19 protein-coding genes, 2 riboswitches and 1 other annotated feature are annotated in these 21,296 nt (G+C 39.0%); of the genes, 17 read left to right on the top strand and 2 right to left on the bottom strand.

Going from position 1 to position 21,296, the window contains the following annotated elements:
• Positions 1-151 precede the first annotated feature (151 nt).
• The 9 genes from AC5KOD_RS06120 (at position 152) to AC5KOD_RS06080 (ending at position 10,049) form a co-directional block, all read left to right on the top strand.
• Entirely contained in the window at positions 152-913 is a 762-nt protein-coding gene (locus AC5KOD_RS06120) for a TrmH family RNA methyltransferase (RefSeq protein WP_496913654.1), read from the top strand.
• A 183-nt stretch (positions 914-1,096) separates the two neighbouring features.
• Positions 1,097-1,561 (top strand): HD domain-containing protein, encoded by a 465-nt coding sequence (locus tag AC5KOD_RS06115; RefSeq protein WP_496913662.1) that lies wholly within the window; start codon positions 1,097-1,099, stop codon positions 1,559-1,561.
• A gap of 168 nt (positions 1,562-1,729) precedes the next feature.
• A complete protein-coding gene (locus AC5KOD_RS06110) occupies positions 1,730-2,092 on the top strand; it encodes a winged helix-turn-helix transcriptional regulator (protein WP_496913653.1) in 363 nt (120 codons plus the stop codon).
• A gap of 38 nt (positions 2,093-2,130) precedes the next feature.
• Positions 2,131-2,339, top strand: a binding site (T-box leader).
• 91 nt (positions 2,340-2,430) lie between these two features.
• A complete protein-coding gene (gene pheS / locus AC5KOD_RS06105) occupies positions 2,431-3,477 on the top strand; it encodes a phenylalanine--tRNA ligase subunit alpha (RefSeq protein ID WP_496913652.1) in 1,047 nt (348 codons plus the stop codon).
• Between the two features lie 4 nt (positions 3,478-3,481).
• Positions 3,482-5,899, top strand: coding sequence for a phenylalanine--tRNA ligase subunit beta (gene pheT, locus AC5KOD_RS06100; protein ID WP_496913651.1), 2,418 nt, complete (start codon positions 3,482-3,484; stop codon positions 5,897-5,899).
• Positions 5,900-6,103: 204 nt separating this feature from the next.
• Positions 6,104-7,417: an APC family permease gene (locus AC5KOD_RS06095; RefSeq protein ID WP_496913650.1), complete on the top strand. Its 1,314-nt coding sequence runs from the start codon at positions 6,104-6,106 to the stop codon at positions 7,415-7,417.
• A 196-nt stretch (positions 7,418-7,613) separates the two neighbouring features.
• Positions 7,614-8,234, top strand: coding sequence for a TetR/AcrR family transcriptional regulator (locus AC5KOD_RS06090; protein WP_496913649.1), 621 nt, complete (start codon positions 7,614-7,616; stop codon positions 8,232-8,234).
• Positions 8,235-8,254: 20 nt separating this feature from the next.
• The gene (locus AC5KOD_RS06085) at positions 8,255-8,878 is read left to right on the top strand and encodes a M23 family metallopeptidase (protein ID WP_496913648.1); all 624 of its coding nucleotides are present in this window, start codon (positions 8,255-8,257) and stop codon (positions 8,876-8,878) included.
• Between the two features lie 616 nt (positions 8,879-9,494).
• On the top strand, positions 9,495-10,049 hold the full coding sequence (locus AC5KOD_RS06080) for a DUF2179 domain-containing protein (RefSeq protein WP_496913647.1): 555 nt from the start codon (positions 9,495-9,497) through the stop codon (positions 10,047-10,049).
• Between the two features lie 63 nt (positions 10,050-10,112).
• On the opposite strand, the gene AC5KOD_RS06075 is transcribed toward AC5KOD_RS06080, so the two are convergent.
• Positions 10,113-11,165 (bottom strand): Mur ligase family protein, encoded by a 1,053-nt coding sequence (locus tag AC5KOD_RS06075; RefSeq protein WP_496913646.1) that lies wholly within the window; start codon positions 11,163-11,165, stop codon positions 10,113-10,115.
• Positions 11,166-11,388: 223 nt separating this feature from the next.
• On the opposite strand from AC5KOD_RS06075, the gene AC5KOD_RS06070 reads away from it, so the two are divergent.
• Together AC5KOD_RS06070 and AC5KOD_RS06065 are read left to right on the top strand one after the other, a co-directional pair.
• On the top strand, positions 11,389-11,718 hold the full coding sequence (locus tag AC5KOD_RS06070) for a PadR family transcriptional regulator (RefSeq protein ID WP_496913645.1): 330 nt from the start codon (positions 11,389-11,391) through the stop codon (positions 11,716-11,718).
• 12 nt (positions 11,719-11,730) lie between these two features.
• Positions 11,731-12,288 carry a DUF1700 domain-containing protein gene (locus AC5KOD_RS06065; RefSeq protein ID WP_496913644.1) on the top strand — a complete coding sequence of 186 codons (558 nt, stop codon included), beginning with the start codon at positions 11,731-11,733 and terminating at the stop codon, positions 12,286-12,288.
• Positions 12,289-12,348: 60 nt separating this feature from the next.
• Here AC5KOD_RS06065 and AC5KOD_RS06060 read toward each other — a convergent pair whose 3' ends face one another.
• Entirely contained in the window at positions 12,349-12,552 is a 204-nt protein-coding gene (locus AC5KOD_RS06060; RefSeq protein WP_496913643.1) for a hypothetical protein, read from the bottom strand.
• Positions 12,553-12,926: 374 nt separating this feature from the next.
• Positions 12,927-13,037, top strand: a riboswitch (glycine riboswitch).
• A gap of 3 nt (positions 13,038-13,040) precedes the next feature.
• A riboswitch (glycine riboswitch) is annotated at positions 13,041-13,114 on the top strand.
• A gap of 233 nt (positions 13,115-13,347) precedes the next feature.
• On the opposite strand from AC5KOD_RS06060, the gene gcvT reads away from it, so the two are divergent.
• From gcvT to AC5KOD_RS06030, 6 genes are all read left to right on the top strand, one after another.
• The gene (gene gcvT, locus AC5KOD_RS06055) at positions 13,348-14,442 is read left to right on the top strand and encodes a glycine cleavage system aminomethyltransferase GcvT (RefSeq protein WP_496913642.1); all 1,095 of its coding nucleotides are present in this window, start codon (positions 13,348-13,350) and stop codon (positions 14,440-14,442) included.
• A 62-nt stretch (positions 14,443-14,504) separates the two neighbouring features.
• Positions 14,505-14,891 carry a glycine cleavage system protein GcvH gene (gene gcvH, locus AC5KOD_RS06050; RefSeq protein ID WP_496913641.1) on the top strand — a complete coding sequence of 129 codons (387 nt, stop codon included), beginning with the start codon at positions 14,505-14,507 and terminating at the stop codon, positions 14,889-14,891.
• A gap of 3 nt (positions 14,892-14,894) precedes the next feature.
• On the top strand, positions 14,895-16,214 hold the full coding sequence (gcvPA, locus tag AC5KOD_RS06045) for an aminomethyl-transferring glycine dehydrogenase subunit GcvPA (RefSeq protein ID WP_496913640.1): 1,320 nt from the start codon (positions 14,895-14,897) through the stop codon (positions 16,212-16,214).
• Positions 16,214-17,650 (top strand): aminomethyl-transferring glycine dehydrogenase subunit GcvPB, encoded by a 1,437-nt coding sequence (gcvPB, locus tag AC5KOD_RS06040; protein WP_496913639.1) that lies wholly within the window; start codon positions 16,214-16,216, stop codon positions 17,648-17,650. Before gcvPA ends, gcvPB begins: the two co-directional genes overlap by 1 nt.
• A 130-nt stretch (positions 17,651-17,780) precedes the next feature.
• Entirely contained in the window at positions 17,781-19,457 is a 1,677-nt protein-coding gene (locus AC5KOD_RS06035) for a formate--tetrahydrofolate ligase (protein WP_496913638.1), read from the top strand.
• Between the two features lie 410 nt (positions 19,458-19,867).
• A complete protein-coding gene (locus tag AC5KOD_RS06030; protein ID WP_496913637.1) occupies positions 19,868-21,103 on the top strand; it encodes a hypothetical protein in 1,236 nt (411 codons plus the stop codon).
• The last annotated feature ends 193 nt before the right edge of the window (positions 21,104-21,296 follow it).

Here is a 21,296-nt window from a genome sequence, read left to right as displayed (position 1 = left end):
TCCTAGATTAAGTCGTATTCTTTCTAATAGGTTAATTTTACCTGTAAATTAATTTTTTTCAATGACTAATTTACGAAGAAATCTAGTTCTTATAATCAATCAATGATATAATGTAGCGAAATCACTCACCGATGAAGGAGATTTACAGTAGATGATTGAGATAAGTTCAACTAAAAATAATTTTATTAAAGAGTTAAAGAAATTAGCCAAACGAAAATATCGAGAAGAGCAAGGGCACTATTTGATCGAAGGAGGCCATTTAGTCGAAGAGGCTCTTAAGGCTAACGCTGATGTAACAACGCTAATTATGACCAAACAAGGACAAGAACTTGTGTCACAATTACCCTCTACCTCAACAACACTTACCCATTATTTAGTGACGGATGACGTTTTCAAAAGCCTTAGTGACGTACCCGCACCTCAGGGTATGATGGCGCTGGTAAAACTTAACAAAGAAGAACTACCGAAGCAGATTAATGGTAAGTTATTGTTGTTGGATAACGTGCAAGACCCAGGGAATGTTGGGACAATGATTAGAACTGCCGATGCGGCTAATTTTACAGGGGTCATCTTAGGGAAAGGCTGTGCGGATATCTATAGTCCAAAAGTGCTGCGCTCCATGCAGGGCTCTAATTTTCACTTAGCAATAATTGAAGGAGAGTTAACGCAGCTGATTCCGATGCTCAAAGAACAAAGCCTTCCAATTTACGGAACAGAACTTAATCCAGAAGCCGTTGATTACCGACAAGTGACACCGACTACCTCATTTGGCTTAGTGATGGGAAATGAGGGACAAGGTGTTTCCGCAGATATATTACAGTTAACTGACAAGAATATGTATATACCAATACTTGGGCAAGCAGAATCATTAAATGTTGCTGTCGCGGCGGGGATATTGATGTTTTCACTATAGACATAATTTATTACGAAAAGATTAATATTATGCAAGACAGTGGAATTGTTACGATTTAGGTGATAAACTATAATCATTGTAACTCGACAATAATTTGAGTCAGAGGCTTACAAATTTTAACGTCACTACAGATGAAGGAAGTTATGTGAATTGAAACAAAATTGGCAAGAAGATCAAGAGTATATGTCTTATATCGAAGATTTAATTTACACAGATGAAGTACAAAGTCTAGGTGAATTTAAACAGCATCATTATTCGACACGTTTAGAGCATTCTATTGCAGTTTCTTATTTAAGCTACCGCTTAGCTAAGAAATGGAACGGTAACGCTCGTGCCACTGCTCGTGCTGGTTTACTGCATGACTTATTTTATTACGACTGGCGGACGGAGAAATTCGATGGCGGGACACATGCTTATGTTCACCCCCGAATTGCAGTAAAAAATGCCGAAAAATTAACCGAACTATCAGACTTAGAAAAAGACATTATTATCAAACACATGTGGCTAGCCACTATTGCACCACCGAAGTATAAAGAAAGCTATATAGTGACCATGGTTGACAAGTATTGTGCCACCCATGAAGCACTGGTTCCTGCTTTCCGTAACGCAAAAAATAAAGTTTATTCCTTATTAGGGATGGCTGGTTAAGAGTTAAAGCAAAGGTAGTCAACGAGCGGTTGGTTGACTACTTTTGTTTGTCTCTAATTTGAGCATACTATCAATAAAGTAACGAATGTCTGTGTTGGATTACACAAACAGTTAGCTTATAATTAGTAAGGAAAAGTGCTATACTATAGAAAAAGAGAGGTGAGAGGTATGGCAGAAACACATATCACGGCAGAATGCCAACAACGTCAATTTACCTTATGTCCCAAATTTGAAAAAAGTTTTTCGATTTTAGGCAAACGGTGGAATGGCTTAATTATCGATGTACTACTAGAAGAAGGCTGTCAACGCTTTGGTGAATTAGCCGTTAAAATTCCGAATCTAAGTGATCGGGTATTGGTAGAGCGTCTTAAAGAGCTAGAGTTAAACGAAATAGTAGAACGAATTGAAGATGAAGATAATAGCAAAAAGGTTGAATACCGCTTAACAGAAAAAGGGCGCGATTTGAAGGCTGCGATGGCTGAAATCCAAAAATGGTCAGAAAAATGGTTATCACTTGAGGAAAGCAGTTGACCTTCTGACTTGTTTCTTGTAGACTGTTAGGTAATAGAGAGAAAACGTTGAGGGAAAAGAGTAATTTAGATTAAAAGAGAGCAGGGAAGGTTGCCACAGACTGAAAGCAACCCCTCTTTTGCTAGATGAAGTTCACTTCCTGAGTCACTTAGTGTTCAAACTGAGTCGGTGAGTCCACCGTTAACAAAGAAAAGTGTACAGCGATAAGCTGTAAATTAGGATGGTACCGCGAGACTTCGTTCCTTTAGGGAATGAAGTCTTTTTTTGTGTGACCAACTCGTGAGACACTCTCCTATTCATTTCGACTATAATTAAACCAATAGAAAGGAATTATAATCATGTCGTTGAAAGAACAATTAGAATCATTAAAGATTGAAACAGTAAACAAAATTGCTGGAAGTACGGCGTTACATGAGTTGAATCAAATTCGTGTTGAAACTCTTGGGAAAAAAGGACCAATCACCGAAGTGTTGCGTGGCATGAAAGACTTGACCGCAGAAGAGCGGCCACTTGTAGGGAGTTTTGCGAATGAGATTCGCGATCATTTAGCTGCCAAAATCGAGGAGAAAAAAGCTCAATTAGAGCTAGTAGAATTAAATGCTGCCTTAGCAAGTGAAACCCTAGATGTGACATTGCCTGGACGACATGTTCCTCAAGGGACACCTCACGTCCTAACTCAAACTATGCAAGAAATTGAAGATATATTTATTGGGATGGGCTATCAAGTTATCGAAGGGTTCGAAGTGGAACAAGATCATTATAATTTTGAGCGCATGAATTTACCTAAAAATCACCCTGCGCGTGATATGCAAGATACCTTCTACATTACCGAAGAGTTATTATTAAGAACCCATACCTCACCTGTTCAAGCGCGAACAATGGAGAAGCATGATTTTTCTAAAGGGCCGTTACGAATGATTAGTCCGGGGAAAGTTTTCCGTCGTGATAGTGATGATGCAACTCACAGTCATCAGTTCCATCAGATTGAGGGCTTGGTTGTTGATAAGACTATTACTATGGGCGATTTAAAAGGCACCTTAGAAGTGGTGATGAAGCGGATGTTTGGAGAGGACCGTAAGATTCGCTTGCGTCCGAGTTATTTTCCTTTCACTGAACCCTCTGTTGAGGTAGATGTGAGCTGTTTTAAATGCGGCGGTGAAGGTTGTAACGTATGTAAACAGACAGGTTGGATAGAAATTTTGGGGGCTGGGGTAGTTCATCCAAATGTCTTGGAAATGTCTGGTATCGACTCAACAGTCTATAGCGGCTTCGCATTTGGAATGGGACCAGACCGAATTGCGATGTTGCGCCACGGTGTTAACGATATTCGTTATTTCTATCAAAATGATGTGCGATTCTTAGAACAATTCAAGGTAAAGGAGTAATACTATGTTAGTTTCTTATAAATGGTTAAATGAATTAGTGAATGTGTCAACTATTACGCCTGATGAATTAGCAGATAAATTATCCCGAACAGGTATTGAAGTGGAAGAGGTCAATGTACCTGAAGCTGGCCTTAAAAAAATTGTTGTTGGTGATGTGAAAGAATGTGTTCCGCATCCAGATAGTGATCATTTGTCAATCTGTCAAGTTGATGTTGGAGAAGAAGAGCTGTTCCAAATTGTTTGCGGAGCGCCAAATATTACGGCAGGTAAGAAAGTAATTGTTGCGTTACCTAATTCACGAATTGCCGGTAATGTAAAAATTAAAAAAGGTAAAATGCGTGGTCAAGTCTCTTTAGGAATGATTTGTTCATTACAGGAGCTAGGCTATTCTGATAGTTTGATTCCAAAAAAATACGCTGATGGTATTTATTTTATGCCAGATGAGGCAATTGCTGGTGAGTCTGTTTTTTCTTATTTAGATATGGATGATGCGATTATCGAGCTATCGATCACAGCAAATCGTGCTGATGCATTGAGTATGCGCGGAGTGGCTCATGAAGTCGGGGCTATCTACCGTCAAAAACCTGTCTTTCCTGTCAAAGAATTGGTTGAGGATACAACTACTAAGATTGAGGACTATCTAAGTGTCAAGGTAGACGATGTAGCAGATACACCTAATTATCGTATGCGAATTGTTAAAGATGTGACAATTAAAGAAAGTCCCTTATGGCTACAAACACGATTGATGAATGAGGGAATTCGTCCAATCAATAATATTGTTGATGTGACCAATTATATTTTGTTACTATTTGGTCAACCTATGCATGCGTTTGACTATGATAAAATTGGCAGCAAAGAAATAGTGATTCGTCGTGGGCTGGTAGATGAAGGATTAAAAACCTTAGATGGAGAAGATCGTCAATTAACTCCTGCTAATATTGTGATTACAAACGGTCAAGAACCAATCGCTTTAGCCGGTGTTATGGGTGGCTTTGACTCAGAAATCACCAACACAACAACAACTGTTGCTATTGAAGCAGCAACGTTTGATCCGATTGTGACTCGTCTAACTTCTAAGCAATTTGGTTTGCGTAGTGAATCAAGTAGTCGCTTTGAAAAAGGTATTAATCTCAATACTGTTCAAGAGGCTTGCGAATTTGCGGCAGTAATGATGGCCGAATTGGGGGAAGGAACGATTGTTTCTGGCGAGCTTGTTGCTTCTGAAACGAAGGCGCCAATCATTGAGATTGCCATCACACTTGATAAGATTAACCGTTCTTTAGGGACAGACTTAACCGTTGAAGTTGTGAGCGACATCTTTCATGCTTTAGATTTTCCTTATACAGAGATATCAGGAACTTTTAAAGTATCGATTCCTTCTCGTCGTTGGGATATCACGATTGAGGCTGATTTGGTTGAAGAAGTAGCGCGGATTTTTGGTTATGATAATTTGCCATCAACGTTACCTAGTGGTGAGGCGTTACCTGGTGCGCTAACACCTAAACAACAATTAGTTCGTGATACTAAAACGACCTTAGAAGGTAGCGGCTTAACTGAAGCGATTAGTTATGCCTTAACGACTGAAGCAAAGGCCACTGAGTTTGTTTTAGAGCCATTGCCAGTAGTTAAGCTACAGTCACCAATGAGTGAGGATCATGCTGTTTTACGTCAAAATCTAACAAGCGGTTTATTGATAGATGTTGCTTATAACGTTGCTCGGAAAAACAATGATGTAGCGCTATTTGAAATTGGTAATGTCTTTAGTGAAACTGAGGCGGGCCAATTACCGACAGAAACCCGTCATTTAGGGATGGCTATTACAGGTGCTTGGGAAGATAAAACATGGCAAGTAGCGAAGGCTCCTGTTGATTTCTATTTATTGAAGGGCATTTTTGAAAATGTGTTAGAAATAATTGGTGTAGATAAACTTGTAACGTTTGAAGCTACATCTGACTATTCTGATTTGCATCCGGGACGAACAGCTAAAATCTTACTTGATGGAACAGTAATTGGGTTTATTGGTCAAGTTCACCCATTGACAGCAAAAGCTTATGATATCAATGAGACTTATGTGTTAGAAATCGAATTAGACACCTTGCTAGAAGGGGATCGTTTGGGGATTAGCTATGAAGCAGTGTCAAAATACCCTTCAATGAAGCGGGATATGGCGTTACTAGTTGACGCGACAGTCTCAAATCAAGAATTGGTATTGGTGATTCAAGCAAATGGTGGCAAGTTCTTACAAAGTGTTCAGTTGTTTGATATTTTCCAAGGGGAAAAATTAGGAGCAGGTAAAAAATCAATGGCCTATTCATTGAGCTTCCAAAATCCTTTAGCCACACTTGTGGATGATGAGGTGACAGCTGCTATGGAGAAAATCCAACAAGCATTGGTCACTGCCTATCAGGTTGAAATTAGATAGTAATCCTGTCACATAACATAGGGAAAAAACAGGGGAGAGATTTGGTCTCACCCTTGTTTTTTTTTACGTTAAAACGGTTTCGATCGATTTACCGCTAGCAATTAGTAATAAAGATTGGTAAAATAGATAAATCACTTTTGTGTATGAAATCACGAACGGTTTACATGAAAGTGTCGGGAGAAATGAAGGAAAGTAGGAGAACGAATGAAAGAGGGTACCTTAAAGAAGGAAATATCTGGTTTGACTGCTCTGACTGTAGTTGTTGGAACGGTAATTGGAGCTGGCGTATTTTTCAAGCCGACAGCTGTTTTCAGTGCCTCAGGTGGAGCTGGTTTAGGGATGCTAGCTTGGCTAGTCGGAGGAATTATTGCGATATGTGGAGGTTTGACTGTCGCAGAAATAGGCACAATGATTCCTGAGACAGGTGGCATGATGGTGTTTCTTGAAAAGATTTTTGGCAGGCCGCTTGGTTTTTTAGTTGGCTGGGCCCAGCTTGTAGTTTATTTTCCAGCAAACATTGCGGCTTTATGTATTATATTTGGAACCCAAGCAGTCAATTTATTAGGAATAAGTAACGGATGGATTGTGCCAATCAGTATTTTAGCAATTATATTGATTACAATTATTAATGGTATTGGCAATAAGGCAACGGGGGCTCTACAAACGACAGCAACATTTATGAAGATTATACCTTTAGTAGTGTTGATTATTGCAGGCCTATTTTTCAATCAAAACTCATTAACGGTAACCTTATTTCCATTAAGCGAGAGCACAAGATCACTTAGTAGTAGTTTTGGCGCAAGCTTAGTTGCCACTCTTTTTGCCTATGATGGTTGGATGAATGTGAGTGCGTTGTCAGGAGAAATGAAAAATCCTAGCAGAGATTTACCTCGAGCGATTGTGGGCGGGTTGTCAATCGTAATAGCCTTGTATTTAATGATAAATATGGCATATTTAACGGTTATGCCGGCTCAAGATTTAGCGAATACGGTGACGCCGGCAGCAGATGTGGCAACCTTATTATTTCCAGGATTCGGTAGTAAGCTAGTCACGATTGGCATTTTAATCTCAGTTTTCGGTGGGATAAACGGGTATTCTATGGCAGCTTGGCGAGTACCATACGCTTTGGGGACGAAAAACATGTTGCCAAAAAGTCAATGGTTAGCAAAACTTCATCATCAAACAGCGATGCCTGTGAATGGTGGTTTAGTATTATTAGTGATCATCATTGCCATGATTTTGTCTGGTTCTTTCGATCAGTTGACGGATCTATCTATTTTTGTCATATGGATGTTTAATACTTTGACGTTTATCGGAGTATTTATCTTACGTAAAAAAATGCCTGATGCACCGCGGAGTTATAAAGTGCCACTTTATCCGTTTGTTCCGTTAATTGCGATTGTTGGTGGTGGATTTATAGTCATTAATACCTTGTTTGAACAACCGTTGAATGCCTCTCTAGGACTAGCGCTAACAGCTGTTGGATTGCCTTTATATTACTGGCATCAAAAGAAATAGTGTCTCTTATTCTTAGCAGAGTTTCGGAGAACATCTATCATATATTATTGGGATAATCTGAAAGGTGGGACATTTGTCTCACCTTTTTGTATTGACCTAATAGGTAAATGATGTTAAGCTTTCGTTAACCTATCAGGTCAATGATCTGGTGTTTGGATAAAAAGATGACTATAATTTAATCGAAAAGAGGGAAAGAATGTCGATATTAAATTTAGAAGAAACTAGAAGACAAGCGATCATAAATTCTGCTTTAAGAGAGTTTGCGTTAAAAGGGTACGACCTTGCTTCAACGAATGAAATTGCTAGACACGCTGATATTTCAAAAGCGCTGATGTTTCATTACACATCAAGTAAAGAAGCGCTATTTCTCTTTCTTATGGACTACTGCGATGCGGAAATAGCCGCTAATTATTCAACTAAAATAGATATGACAGAACCAGATATTTTTAAGCGATTGCAACAATCATATCTGTTACAACTGAATTTATTGGTAAAAAATCCGTGGTTATTAGCGTTTAATAATTTGTCTGCCGAAACAAAATCAGAAAGAATTAATGAAAAAATAACAACAAAAGTAACCCAAGACCCTATTTTTTGTTTTGATGTGATGTTTGAAGGGATTGACGAATCAGTCTTTATAAAAACGATTAGTGCTACAAAATGCAAACAGCATATTTATTGGAGTAATGTGGGATTTATTGATGAATTAGCTAATAATTTGAAAAATCTAGAGGATAGTGACATGGATTATGATGAGTTGGTTGATAAGGTTTCAGCCTATTTTTCTGATCTGAGAGCCGTTTTTTATGACTATTAATGAAGGGAGGAGCTGCTTTGATGAATGAGCCAACAGTTATTATTGAATTTCCATTAAGAGGGGAATGGTTAGCGCCGACAACCCCAGCGAAAAGAGTGCCGAGTCATGGGACTAATCGGATGGGATTGCGGTACGCTTTTGATTTTTTACAAGTCAATTGGCAGAAAAATAAGCGACCTTTCACAGTAAATGCTTTACGGTATCTGTTATTTGGAGCACCGTTAAAAAAATTTTATTGCTACGGAAAGGAAATTTTTGCGCCCTGTGATGGGGAAGTCGTCGAGGTAATAGATGGTGTCAAGGAACGAAAAAGAGTTTATTGGTTGGTTGATTTAGCGATTGGCTTGAAAAATGCTGTGACGTTTAATGAAAATCGAGATAAATTTAGTCAAATAGCAGGTAATTATTTGGTGATAAAACAATCTAATAATGTTTATGTGGCCTTGGCACATTTACAGACTGATTCGCTAACCTTTTCTGTGGGAGACAAAGTAAAAAAAGGAGACCTTGTTGGAAAGGTTGGTCACTCAGGTAATTCAACCTCCCCCCATCTACATTTTCAAGTCATGGATAGCTCAGACATTGCGTCTGCTAAAGGAATTCCTTGTTTGTTTGAAGAGTATGAGGTCTTAATTTGCCATTAAGTGATTTAAATTACCAATTAATCGGCTTATTTGTTTCTAAATGGGTGAGGCAGGGGGAATCAATGCCGTCTCATAGGCGTCGATTAGAAATAGCTGAGTCAAGTAATTATTATTCGGGTAAGATAGACTATTATGTGACTTGTTCTTGATTAGACAGTTAGTCTAACTTTGTGATATAACAAGGTTAATATGACGATGCGTAAGAACGTCCTCAATTGGGATATGCGCGATAAAAATAACAAATATCACTAAAATAAATGTCCGCTGTCTGCGTACATGAACGAATCGAGAAATTTTCGATAAATAACGAAAATTATTTGTTGGGATTCAGTAAGTATTCTATAATTCCCATCAATTAATATTGAATACCGCTAAAAGCGATGTCTGTTGTCTGCGTACATGAACGAATCGAGAAATCCATAAATAGAAATACCTACCCGCAAAGAGGAGCACTAGATTGATTGTGGCTGGTTATTTTTTCAAGAGAAAACAGTAATTATTAAAATTGTCTAAGTGACAGCGAAGCATCTTTGCAAGCCGCAAATTTCTGCTCTATAATGAAATGAATAAATAGAATTTTTTACCGATGGACACTGACAAGAGGGGATGAGAGGCAATGGGGATTGATATTAAGATGTTAGGGATGATTTTCATTATAAACCTGAGTTACATTACCTTGAACACGATTAGGTTTATGTTGACAATGAAAGGATATCGAAATATTGCGCCTATTGTCAGTATCGTTGAAATAACGGTGTATGTGCTCGGTCTTAATATGGTTTTAAGTCGCTTGGATAATCCTTGGAATTTGGCTGCGTATGCCCTTGGTTATGGCATTGGAATCGGAATTGGGATTAGAATAGAAGAATATTTGGCACTGGGATATATCATGGTGACGGCAATTATTCCAGTTAAAGAAGAGAGTACGATGGCCAATGATTTACGTGATGAAGGGTTTGGGGTGACTGTGACATTTGGGTTTGGGCGTGAAGGGGAACGAATGATTCTTGAAATTCTTAGTTCCAGAAAAAATGAGCGCCGTCTATATCGTCTCATCAAAGAATTAGAGCCGGGAGCTTTTGTGATTTCTCATGAACCTAAATACATTAGTGGCGGATTCTGGACAAAAAAGGTTAAAAAGCGTCATATAAATGTATCAGTGAAACAATAAATAGCGAGAAAGAAATAAGGCTGGGACCTAGATCCTAGCCTTATTTCTTTTTAACGACTAACTTTATGTGAGAAAAGTGATATGATCTTCAGCGGGCATCTGCCTAAAATCATTATTGGAATTATTAAGGGTTTGTAAGGTATATATAATTGAATCCAAAGGGATATTTGCAACGTAACAGGCGGCAATAGCTGCTAAGAGAAAATAAACGACATCTTCTCCAATTAGGTTAACGCTGATTGTCGATTTAGTTCCGTCAACTAATAGGCTAAATGTGGTGCCAGTATCAGTTGTTAAAATGTCAGCTGCTTGGAAGTCCCCCTCACCATTACAACCGTAAGTGTAAATTTTTCCAGTCGCAAAAGGAATGAGCTGTTGACCATAAGGATCATCTATATTAATAATCGCAAGCTTTTCTTTTGTCGAAGGAGTGTGAGTTAGCTGCATAAATAAGCGGCTTTTCGTGTAAAAATAAGCTTCCATAGAACGATGGAAATCGAGATGGTCATGCCGTAAATTTGTGAAAATGGCTACATCATAATCAACCTCTAGTACGCGATTATTAGCCAAGCCATGAGAAGAAACCTCCATAGCGCAATGAGTCACATTTTGATCAACCATCTGTCTAAAAAGATGCTGAGTAGTTAAGCTATCTGGCGTTGTATTGAGTGTTGGAAATTTTTCAGTGCCAATTTTATTGTAGAGTCTGCCCATTAATCCAGTCCGTTTGCCAGCTTGACTGACTATTTCATCAATTAAATGAGTCACTGTTGCTTTTCCAGTAGAGCCCGTCACGCCAAAAAGAGTGAGTTCGTGACTTGGATTTTGATAGAAGCTATTAGCGATATGAGCCAAGGCGATTTTAGAGTCAATCACTTCAATAATTGGACAGTCAGTCTTAATCGTGTGTTTTTCAACGACAATCGCAACTGCACCAGCTGCTATGGCTTGTTCAATATAATCATGTCCATCGACCTGAGCACCTTTAATGCAGACAAAAAGACTACCAGGTATCACGTGACGGCTATCTATGGTGACATCGCTAATATCAAGGTCTAAAAAAGAATCTATGTTATTTTTATTTTCACAATTTATCAGTAATGTTTCTAATTTCATTACAATATCCTCCTAATAATTGGACTGGTACATCTGGTTAATTGTCACTTAAAAAGGCCAACAAAGTGACACTAGTTCTTGATTATTTTAACATAGCTGTTAGTTAAAATCTATTCATTTGAGGATGCCGAAGTCAGACTAAAGTCGGATTTTTAATCAATTAGCTAAAAAATATTGTTTAGCACAATACTGTGTAGTACACTGTATATAAAGAGGTGAGTTAATGACTATTGATGAGTGGAAAACTCAAGCAAAAAAAGGAACCTTAGAATTGTGTATTTTATCTTTGTTAAAAGAGCGAGATTATTATGGATATGAATTGATTAGTGTGTTAGGAAACTGGGAAATTGTGGCAGCGAATGAAAATACCATGTATCCTTTATTACGCCGTTTAACAAAAGAGGGATTTTTGACTAGTTATTGGCAAGAAAACCAAGAGATGCCTCGTAGGAAGTACTATAAAATTACTGATTTAGGAATCAATTATTTAGTTGAAATGACTGTTTCTTGGCAGCATTTGGTTAAAGCTATTGAAGATATTCAAACATTTTAGGAGGAAGTAAAAATGAATCAACAAGTTGAAGCTTATTTACAAGAGCTGAATAGTCAGCTTCGATTTTTGGAGCCTGCCGATCGACAGGATATTATCGAAGAAGTGGAAAGTCATATCTTTGAACGAATTGAGATGGGAAGCTCTGTTGAGGATGTGTTGACAGCCTTCGGTTCGCCGCGCGAGTTAGCTAGATCATATGGAGGCAAGGTACTGTCAAACAGTCATCAGCTGAGTGTTAAAAGTCTAGTGACGATGATTAAGTTTTATTTTGTAACGGGAGTAAAAGGTGTGATTGTGATACCCTTTGTGGCAATCTTGTCCTTGGTTCTTTATTTTTGCTCCTTCTTGGTTGTCATCGCTGCTGTGATTAAGGGTGTTGGAGCTGCATTAGGGTATGAGCTTCCGATAGAATTGTTAAATTTTGGTTTTTATCAAGTACCGACTGGGCTTGCAGTAGGCCTTTCAATCATTATTGCTGGGTTAATGTATGTCGGTAGTAAAAAAATGTGGGGCTTTTTAAAAGCGTATTTAGCCAATATCTCAGCTTCTTATAATAAGTTAACTCGATAGCACTACTTTCTTATGAAACTGGGGCTGTAAGTTATGTCACAGCCCCAGCATTTGCTTTTTCTATGCTACAACCATGTCTTCAAAGCGAACAACAAAGTGATTGTTAAATTCTAGTGCTTTGATTGTATCCTGAGATTTACAGCTTTCTAACTCAACGATACAGGTATTGTCATATATCGCCACGACATTCCCGATGAAAGTTCCTCCTAGTAAGACACTTTGGCATTTGTATTTTTTTCCAATTGTAATTTCATTTTTTGTCATAGTAGCCACCAACCATTTTCATATTTTGACTGCTTCTTGTTAAATAATATAATCTTTCAAATTTTAATGCTATTCTATAAAATAATCTTAATAATGACAACTATTATGCACAGCAATTTATTGGAGGGTGGGAAGTTTTTTTTTTAAGGCTGTTATCTCAAAGAATGATCAAACTATTATTTTTTTATTCGTCTGTATATTATACACTAATAAATAAAAAGACTATTTAACCTTTAATAGTTAAGTTAATTTAGCTAAAAAAAAGAGAATGATTTTATGGTGAAAAAAATGTGTGAAAATTGAGTCAAAAACTTGTAATTTTTTTATTAACCCATATAATAGAGTAATAAAGACTGTAAGCGATAACAATACGAATGACTGCTGCGGGAGAGTTCAGTGTATAAAAGTCACTGACACCGAAGGAATAAGTTTGGCGTTTGCACGTGCCTAGCGAAGATCTCAGGTCACAGGACCGCAGTCGGACGACACTCTGGAAAGCATAGTCACCGAAGGAGCAAGCTTTATTTTATGTAAGCGAAATCTCTCAGGTATCACAACAGAGGACTGCACCTTAATTTGGTGTGTTCCTCTGTTTTTTTTTATGATTATTTATTAAAAACAAAAAATGAACTATAATGGTTAATTAATTAACTAATGTTCGTCTTTTATTTGTTAAAACGAAAAAAATAAGAAGTTTAGATTTAGGTCTTCCATAAAATGACGAATATTGATAGAATAGAGTCAGAGTGTTAAGGATCATTTCTAAATTTCTTTAAAAGGGAAGGGTTGAGTAGGATGACAGAATTAAAAACACCACTTTATGACTCACATGTTGCAAGGGGGGGCAAGATGGTGCCGTTTGCTGGTTATCTATTGCCAGTGACTTATAAGCCAACAAGCCTGATTATCGAGCATCAAGCGGTAAGACAGCAAGCAGGACTTTTTGATGTGTCTCATATGGGGGCGATTTTCTTAACAGGTAAAGAAGCATTAGCCAATGCAAATTACTTATTATCAAATGATTTCACAAATATGGAGGTTGGACAAGTTCGCTATACGGTAATGCTCAACGACCGAGGTGGCGTGATTGATGATTTTATCGTCTATAAATATAATCAAGACAAGTATATGCTAGTGGTTAATGCTGCTAATCGTCATAAAGATGCTGATTGGATTGAGTCTCATATTTTTGGTGACTGCCAAATGGATGATCGTTCTGATGAAACAGCCATTTTAGCGTTACAGGGACCTAATTCAACTGATATTCTAAAAAAGGTGATGAAGGAAGAAGACATTCCTGCTAAGTATTATCGTTTTAACGAGCAGGTTGAATTAAGTGGCATCAAGGTTGATATTTCTCAAACGGGCTATACAGGTGAAAAAGGCTATGAACTTTATATGAGTCCTGAAAATGCAGTAAAGGTGTGGGATATCTTGTTAGAAGCGGGAACCGATTTAGGCTTGATTCCGGCAGCACTTGGAGCCCGTGATACGCTGAGATTAGAGGCGGGGATGCCATTGTACGGTCATGAGATGACAGACGATATTTCACCACTTGAAACGGGCTTAAAATTTGCTGTTAAAATGCAAAAAGAGGATTTTATTGGTAAAAAGGCTCTTGAAGAAAAGGGAGAGCCTACCATTAAGCGAGTTGGGTTAAAAGTTACAGGTAAAGGAATCGTTCGTGAAGGGGCACCGATTTTTGCAGAGGGCCAAGAAATTGGATTTAGCACGTCGGGGACTCATTCTCCAACTCTTGGATACCCAATCGCAATGGCCTTAATTGATAGTAAGTATGCCGAATTAGGAACGGCCTTGGAGGCAGAAGTCAGAGGTCGAAAAATACCGGTAGAAGTGGTTGCAAGTACATTTTATAAACGAGACAAATAAAAATTGAAGATAAGCTTTTGTGGGGAATCTGTAAAAAGCGTTAAAATTAGGAGGAAAAGAATATGTCATATCCAAACGAATTACTTTACACAGAGGATCACGAATGGATCAAATTATCAGAGGATGGTAAAACGGCGCTGATTGGGATTACTGAATTTGCTCAAGATCAATTGGGAGATATTGTCTATATTGGTTTACCAGAAGTGGCTGATGAGGTGAGTGCGGAGGATTCTGTTGCTGATATTGAGTCAGTTAAATCAGTTTCTGACATTTTTACACCAGTATCAGGTGTAATCAGCCGTGTCAATGAAGCTCTTGAAGAGGCACCTGAATCGGTCAATGCTAATCCATATGAGGCGTGGTTGTTTGAAGTTGGCAATGTAACGGAGGTTCAAGAAAATACATTGAGTGCAGAAGAGTATCAGAAATTTGTAGCTGAGGAGGCGTAATTTATGGGGTTAGGGAAATATGTACCCGCAACGACTGAAGAGCAACAACTGATGCTTGAAAGTATGGGCATGAAAAGTGTAGAAGAATTATACGTAAGTGTCCCACAAGAGTTACGTATTAAGGAATTAAAGATTCCCCATGCTAAATCAGAATTTGAGGTTCGTCACACACTGACGGATTTAGCGGCTAAAAATAAACTATTCTCGACTGTTTTTAGAGGAGCAGGTGCTTATAATCATTATATCCCGGCACTTGTTAAACAAATTTCTGGAAAAGAAGAATTTCTGACAGCTTATACTCCTTATCAAGCGGAAATCAGCCAAGGTGTTTTACAGGCTATCTTTGAATTTCAAACGATGATAACTGAATTGACTGGCATGGCAACTGCGAATGCCTCAGTTTATGATGGAGCGTCAGCAGCTGCTGAAGCGGTTAATATGACGATTGATCGTAAACGTAAAAAAGTCCTAGTGTCAGGGGCAGCCAATCCAATGACGATTCAAACAGTAAAAACTTACTGTGAAGGACAGGATTTAGATATTACGATTGTCCCAGAGAAAGAGGGCGTGACGGATGTTGCGGCTTTAGGGGAGTTACTAGACAAAGAGACGGCATGTTTGTTTATCCAGCAACCCAATTACTTTGGTCAAATTGAACCGGCAGAGGTTATTGGTGAATTGGTTCATGAGCATAAAGCGAAATTTATTATGGGGGTTAATCCTGTTGCAATGACGGTGCTGAAAACACCGGCTGAATTAGGCGCTGATATCGTCACTGGTGAAGCTCAGCCCTTAGGTTTACCTTTAGCTTATGGTGGGCCGTACTTAGGTTTTATGGCAACTACGGAAAAACTGACTCGCTCGTTACCGGGACGGATTGCCGGAGAAACGGTTGATGCAGATGGTGAGCGTGCGTTTGTTTTAACGCTACAAGCTCGCGAACAACATATTCGCCGAGAAAAGGCATCTTCAAACATTTGTTCAAATCAAGCTCATTGTGCGTTAACAGCGTCAATTTATCTGGCAACAATGGGGCCTGATGGTGTGAAGGAAGTTGCACGTCAAAGTTATTCAAAAACACATTATTTAGCGCAGGAGCTAACAAAAGTTCCTGGCTTTGAACTCAAACATTCAGGAAACTTTTTCCATGAGTTTTTGGCGACGACTCCAATTCCAGCAAGTGAACTATTAGCGAAGCTTGAGGCCCACGATATTTTAGGTGGGTATCCTGTCGGTGACGATCTATTGTGGTGCGCGACTGAGATGAACACTAAAGAGCAGATTAATCAATTGATATCTGTCGTGAAGGAGGTAACAGCCTAATGAAATTAATATTTGAAAGAAGTCAGCCCGGCAGGTTTAATGCTATGTTGCCCGATTTAGATGTTCCAGAATTTGAAATTCCAAATGAATTGACGCGTCAAAAAGAGCTTCGTTTACCAGAGATCGCTCAGCCAGATGTCAGCAGACACTACACTGAATTAGCAAAGCAAACCTTTGGCGTTAATGATGGCTTTTATCCTTTGGGGTCATGTACGATGAAATACAATCCTAAAATTAATGATGAAATGGCTAATTTACCTGGTTTTAGTGGCATTCACCCATTACAGCCAGAGCATACAGTTCAAGGGGCACTGGAAGTCTTTAAGACGGCTGAAAACTTGCTGACGGAAATTACTGGAATGGATTATATGACTTTCCAACCTGCAGCAGGTGCTCACGGTGAATTGACGGCTCTCTTAATGTTTAAGGCCTATCATAAAGCTAATAATGATTCAAAGCGGAACAAAATTATTGTGCCAGATGCCGCTCATGGAACGAATCCAGCGAGTGCTTCGATGGTCGGGTATGAAACGATCAACATTAAATCTAAAGAAAATGGCTTAGTTGATGTGGATGCTTTGCGAGCTGCAGTAGGAGATGACACCGCAGGCTTAATGTTAACGAATCCAAGTACAGTCGGCTTATTTGAGGAAAATATTACGGAAATTACTACGATCATTCATGAAGCTGGCGGCTTAAATTATTATGACGGGGCTAATCTAAATCCGATTATGGGAATTGTTCGCCCAGGCGACATGGGCTTTGATGTGGTTCACTTAAATATTCATAAAACCTTCTCTACGCCACATGGTGGCGGTGGTCCGGGATCAGGACCGATAGGCTGTAAGGAAATTTTGAAAGAGTTTCTTCCGTTGTATCATCCTGTACTATCTGAGGCAGGCTATGCTTTCAATACACCGACTAAAACAATAGGCAGTGTGAAAGGCTTCTACGGCCATTTTGGGATTGTTGTTAGAGCATTGACTTATATTCTTACTCTAGGTAAAGAAGGCATCCCAGAAGCTGCAACTAACGCGGTATTAAATGCTAACTATATGATGTCTCAATTGTCGGACTTGTTTGATATGCGATATGAAGGACCATGTATGCACGAGTTTGTGATGACCTTAGAACGAATGAAGAAAGAAACGGGTGTAACAGCTTTAGATGTTGCGAAGGCTATTTTGGATGATGGCATGCATCCGCCGACCATGTACTTCCCAAATGTGGTTCATGAAGCGCTAATGGTTGAGCCGACAGAAACGGAATCGAAGGAAACGATTGATGTGGCAGTGAAGGCTTATCGAGCTATTTACGAGAAAGCCTATGCTGATCCAGGGTATATCAAAGCTTCTCCTCATAATACTTATATCAAGCGAGTAGATGAAGTGAGAGCGGCAAGACAGCCAATTTTAAGCTTTCAATTTGGAGAATAAGTAGAAAAAAGAATTAAATTCGATTAAACTAAAGTCATAGGTAAAAAAAGGCGTTGGAACTATTTGCTAGTCGTTATTTTCCAGTACTCTTTACCTGTGACTTTTTTAAACTGAATGGAGGCGTGATTAGATGACAACTTATTTAAGTGACATAGAGATAGCACAGCAAACAAATCTAGTCGGAATCGAGCAAATCGGCGAGAAGCTAGGTTTAAACCGTGACACATTAGAGCTGTATGGAAACTATAAAGCAAAAATAGATCCAACCAAATTAACTCAGCAGGAAGAAAAAGGCAAGGTTATACTTGTGACCGCTATTACCCCAACACCTGCAGGCGAGGGTAAAACAACCACTGTTGTTGGGCTTGGAGATGCAATGAATCGAATTGGCAAGGAGACCATCATTGCCTTAAGAGAACCTTCTTTAGGTCCTGTTTTTGGCGTTAAAGGTGGGGCAGCGGGAGGCGGTTACGCTCAAGTTGTGCCAATGGAAGACATCAATTTGCACTTTACAGGAGACTTTCATGCAATTGGTGCAGCCAATAATTTATTAGCTGCCTTATTGGATAATCATATCTATCAAGGGAATACGCTAAACATTGATGTAAACCGAATCACTTGGAAACGGTGCGTTGATATGAACGATCGTCAACTGCGTAGCATTGTCGATGGGTTGGGGGCTCGTGTGAATGGCGTGCCTCGTGAAGATGGCTATGAAATTACGGTAGCCTCTGAAATAATGGCGGTTTTGTGCTTATCGACTGACCTAACCGATCTAAAAGCGAATCTTGGTCGTATTATTGTTGGATATACATATGAGGACTTACCTGTGACTGCTCATGATCTACAAGCTGAAGGAGCGATGGCTACGTTACTTAAAGATGCCATGAAGCCAAACCTTGTCCAAACATTGGAACACAATCCAGCGATTATTCATGGTGGCCCGTTTGCTAATATTGCCCATGGCTGTAATTCAGTTGTTGCGACGAAGACGGCGATGAAGTTAGCAGATTATGTTATTACAGAGGCTGGTTTTGGAGCCGATTTAGGTGCGGAAAAGTTCTTAGATATTAAATGTCGCAAGGCAGAAATTGAGCCAGCTGCGGTCGTTATTGTTGCGACTGTTAGAGCGCTTAAAATGCACGGTGGTTTAGCTAAGTCTGAACTGAATGAGACTAACTTGGTTGCTTTAGAAAAAGGGCTGCCTAATTTAATTAAGCATATTGAAAACATTAATGAGCTCTTTGGTTTACCTTCTGTGGTAGCAATCAATAAATTTCCTACAGATGATGCATCTGAATTGAAGTTAGTAGAAGAAAAATGCCAAGAACTTGGTGTTAATGTTGTTCTTTCAGACGTTTGGGGACAAGGCGGTGCTGGTGGCGAGGAACTTGCTCGTGAAGTGGTTCGTCTAGCCGAAACGGCGACGTCAGATTTCCATTTTTCTTATGAGTCTGATTTGAGTATTGAAGAAAAAATTAGTGCGGTTGTGACAAAAGTATATGGCGGTGAAGGAGTTAGCTATTCTAAGGTAGCTAAACGTGAGCTAGCTAAATTAACTAAGCTAGGCTTTGGCGATTTGCCGATCTGTATGGCGAAAACGCAATATTCATTTTCTGATGACCCTACTTTATTGGGGCGTCCTAGTGGGTTTGATATTGAGGTTAGCAATGTTAAGGTATCTGCTGGTGCTGGTTTCGTGGTGGTCTATACTGGCGCCGTTATGACAATGCCGGGCTTACCAAAGGTTCCAGCTGCTAATAAAATTGATGTCACGGCTGATGGCGTGATCACAGGATTATTTTAAATTAAGAAAAGTTAACTTGAAGCGTCTCTCCTGATTTTGGGAGAGGTGTTTTTTTCTACGCATAATTAAGCGTTTCTTAAGGAAAATTAAGAATTTTCAGGTCTTTTTTTAAGAGCACTCCACCAATCTGCCTATAATTGCTGTGATTAAATAGGAGGTCAAGTGGAAGCAATGTAGGTAATAAGTTACTTGCAACAAAGATAATTATCAACAAGTATGAATGAGTTTAAGAGTATGATAATATAATAACTATATCAGAAAAATGAAGGATAAACGAGGTGATAAAATGAGATTGATGATTGTAATGACTTCACACAAAGCGAGTTGATGGTCAATTTGTGTGAAGTTATGTGACCATAGTCTGGCTTTGTCTGTTATCAGAAATTAATTAATGATAAGGAGAAGTCAAAATGAATAGAGCATTACAAGTAAAGGTAGCCTACGAACAAGTCGATTTGACACCAAATTTTCAAGTGATGTTAGTTGGTGGGATGCCAACTATTTCAAAAGGGAAGCTTCATCCCTTAATTGCTCAAGTGGTGTTGATGGAGGAGGGACAACAACGCTTCTGCCTTGTCACAATAGATAATCTTGGGTTAACAACAGAGTTGGCAGATAGTTTGAGAGAAGGTATCGCACGGAAGCTGAGGACTAAGAAAGAACAGGTGATGCTATGCTTTTCTCATACGCATAGTGCTCCGCAGCCTACGAAAGAGGTCATAAACGGTCAGCGTTACTTTGAGCTGATGAGTCAAAAAATCCTTGAGGGTGTCGAAAGAGTCCTTGATAAAGGTCGGAGATGTAAGAGTGGTTGGGCTCTAACTGATACTACGATTGGTGCTAATCGACGGGGAAGTCAATATATAGACTCTCGATTAGGGGTCTTGAAGTTAGTTGATGATCTGACTGGAAAGACACTTGTCGTCATGGCGCGATTAACCGCTCATCCAAATCTTTTTATGTCAATGCCAGGCATGTTATCTAGCGATTACTTCCATAAAGCGCGTCAGGCGCTAGCTCATTATTTCGGTTGTCCTGTCATGTTGATCCAAGGGGCGGCTGGCAATATAAAAGTTGCTGGTACAGATAAAATTAAGGGTGGAACATTAGCAGATGCAGAGGCAGTTGCAAGTAAATTGGTTGAATCGGCTGGACGGTTAGAATTTGAGATGACAGATATTTGGAGGTTAAGCCTTGAATCTAAGGAACTTACCTTTTTCTCAGATGTTCCTAGTCAAAAGGAAGCAGAACGACTAGCAGCTGAAGCGATGATTGAGTGTGGCATAGAGGGCGAAGCTTGGCTAGCAGAGTGTCAGCGGTTAAGACAATTAGGTATTAACCAACAGAGCGTTAAGCGTGAGATTCAGTGTTTGACTGTCAATGAAGGGGCCTTTTGTGGACTAGCAGATGAGTTATTTTGTGAATTAGCCCTTGAGGTAAGTGAGTCGACAAACAACCCACTATTTTTCCTTAATGGCTATACGAATGGTTGTACGGGTTATTTGCCAACAGAAAGTGAGTGGCTGATTGGCGGTTATGAAATCTTGTTTAGCTTCTTGCTTTATTTTCCTTTTCATGGACATGTGATGCCCTTTAGAAAAGAAACGGCTAAGGAATTAGTCGCATTTGTTTTAAGAGAGTTTTAAAGGATACAATTAGAGGTTGGGAAATAAAGTAGATAATTAATCTGCTTTTATCCCCCCTTTTTTGCGTTTTAGGATACACAAAAATAGCGTTCCTTGATATGATTAAAGTGACAAAACCCAATCAGAAAGGAGCGCTATTTATGTATCAAAATTATAACATGGATCAAGTTGTTTTATCACTAGACTTAGAGGT

This window comes from Vagococcus sp. WN80Y, assembly GCF_059621045.1.
Note: the sequence above shows the minus strand (reverse complement) of the source record. Positions and strands in the feature narration are given on the sequence as shown.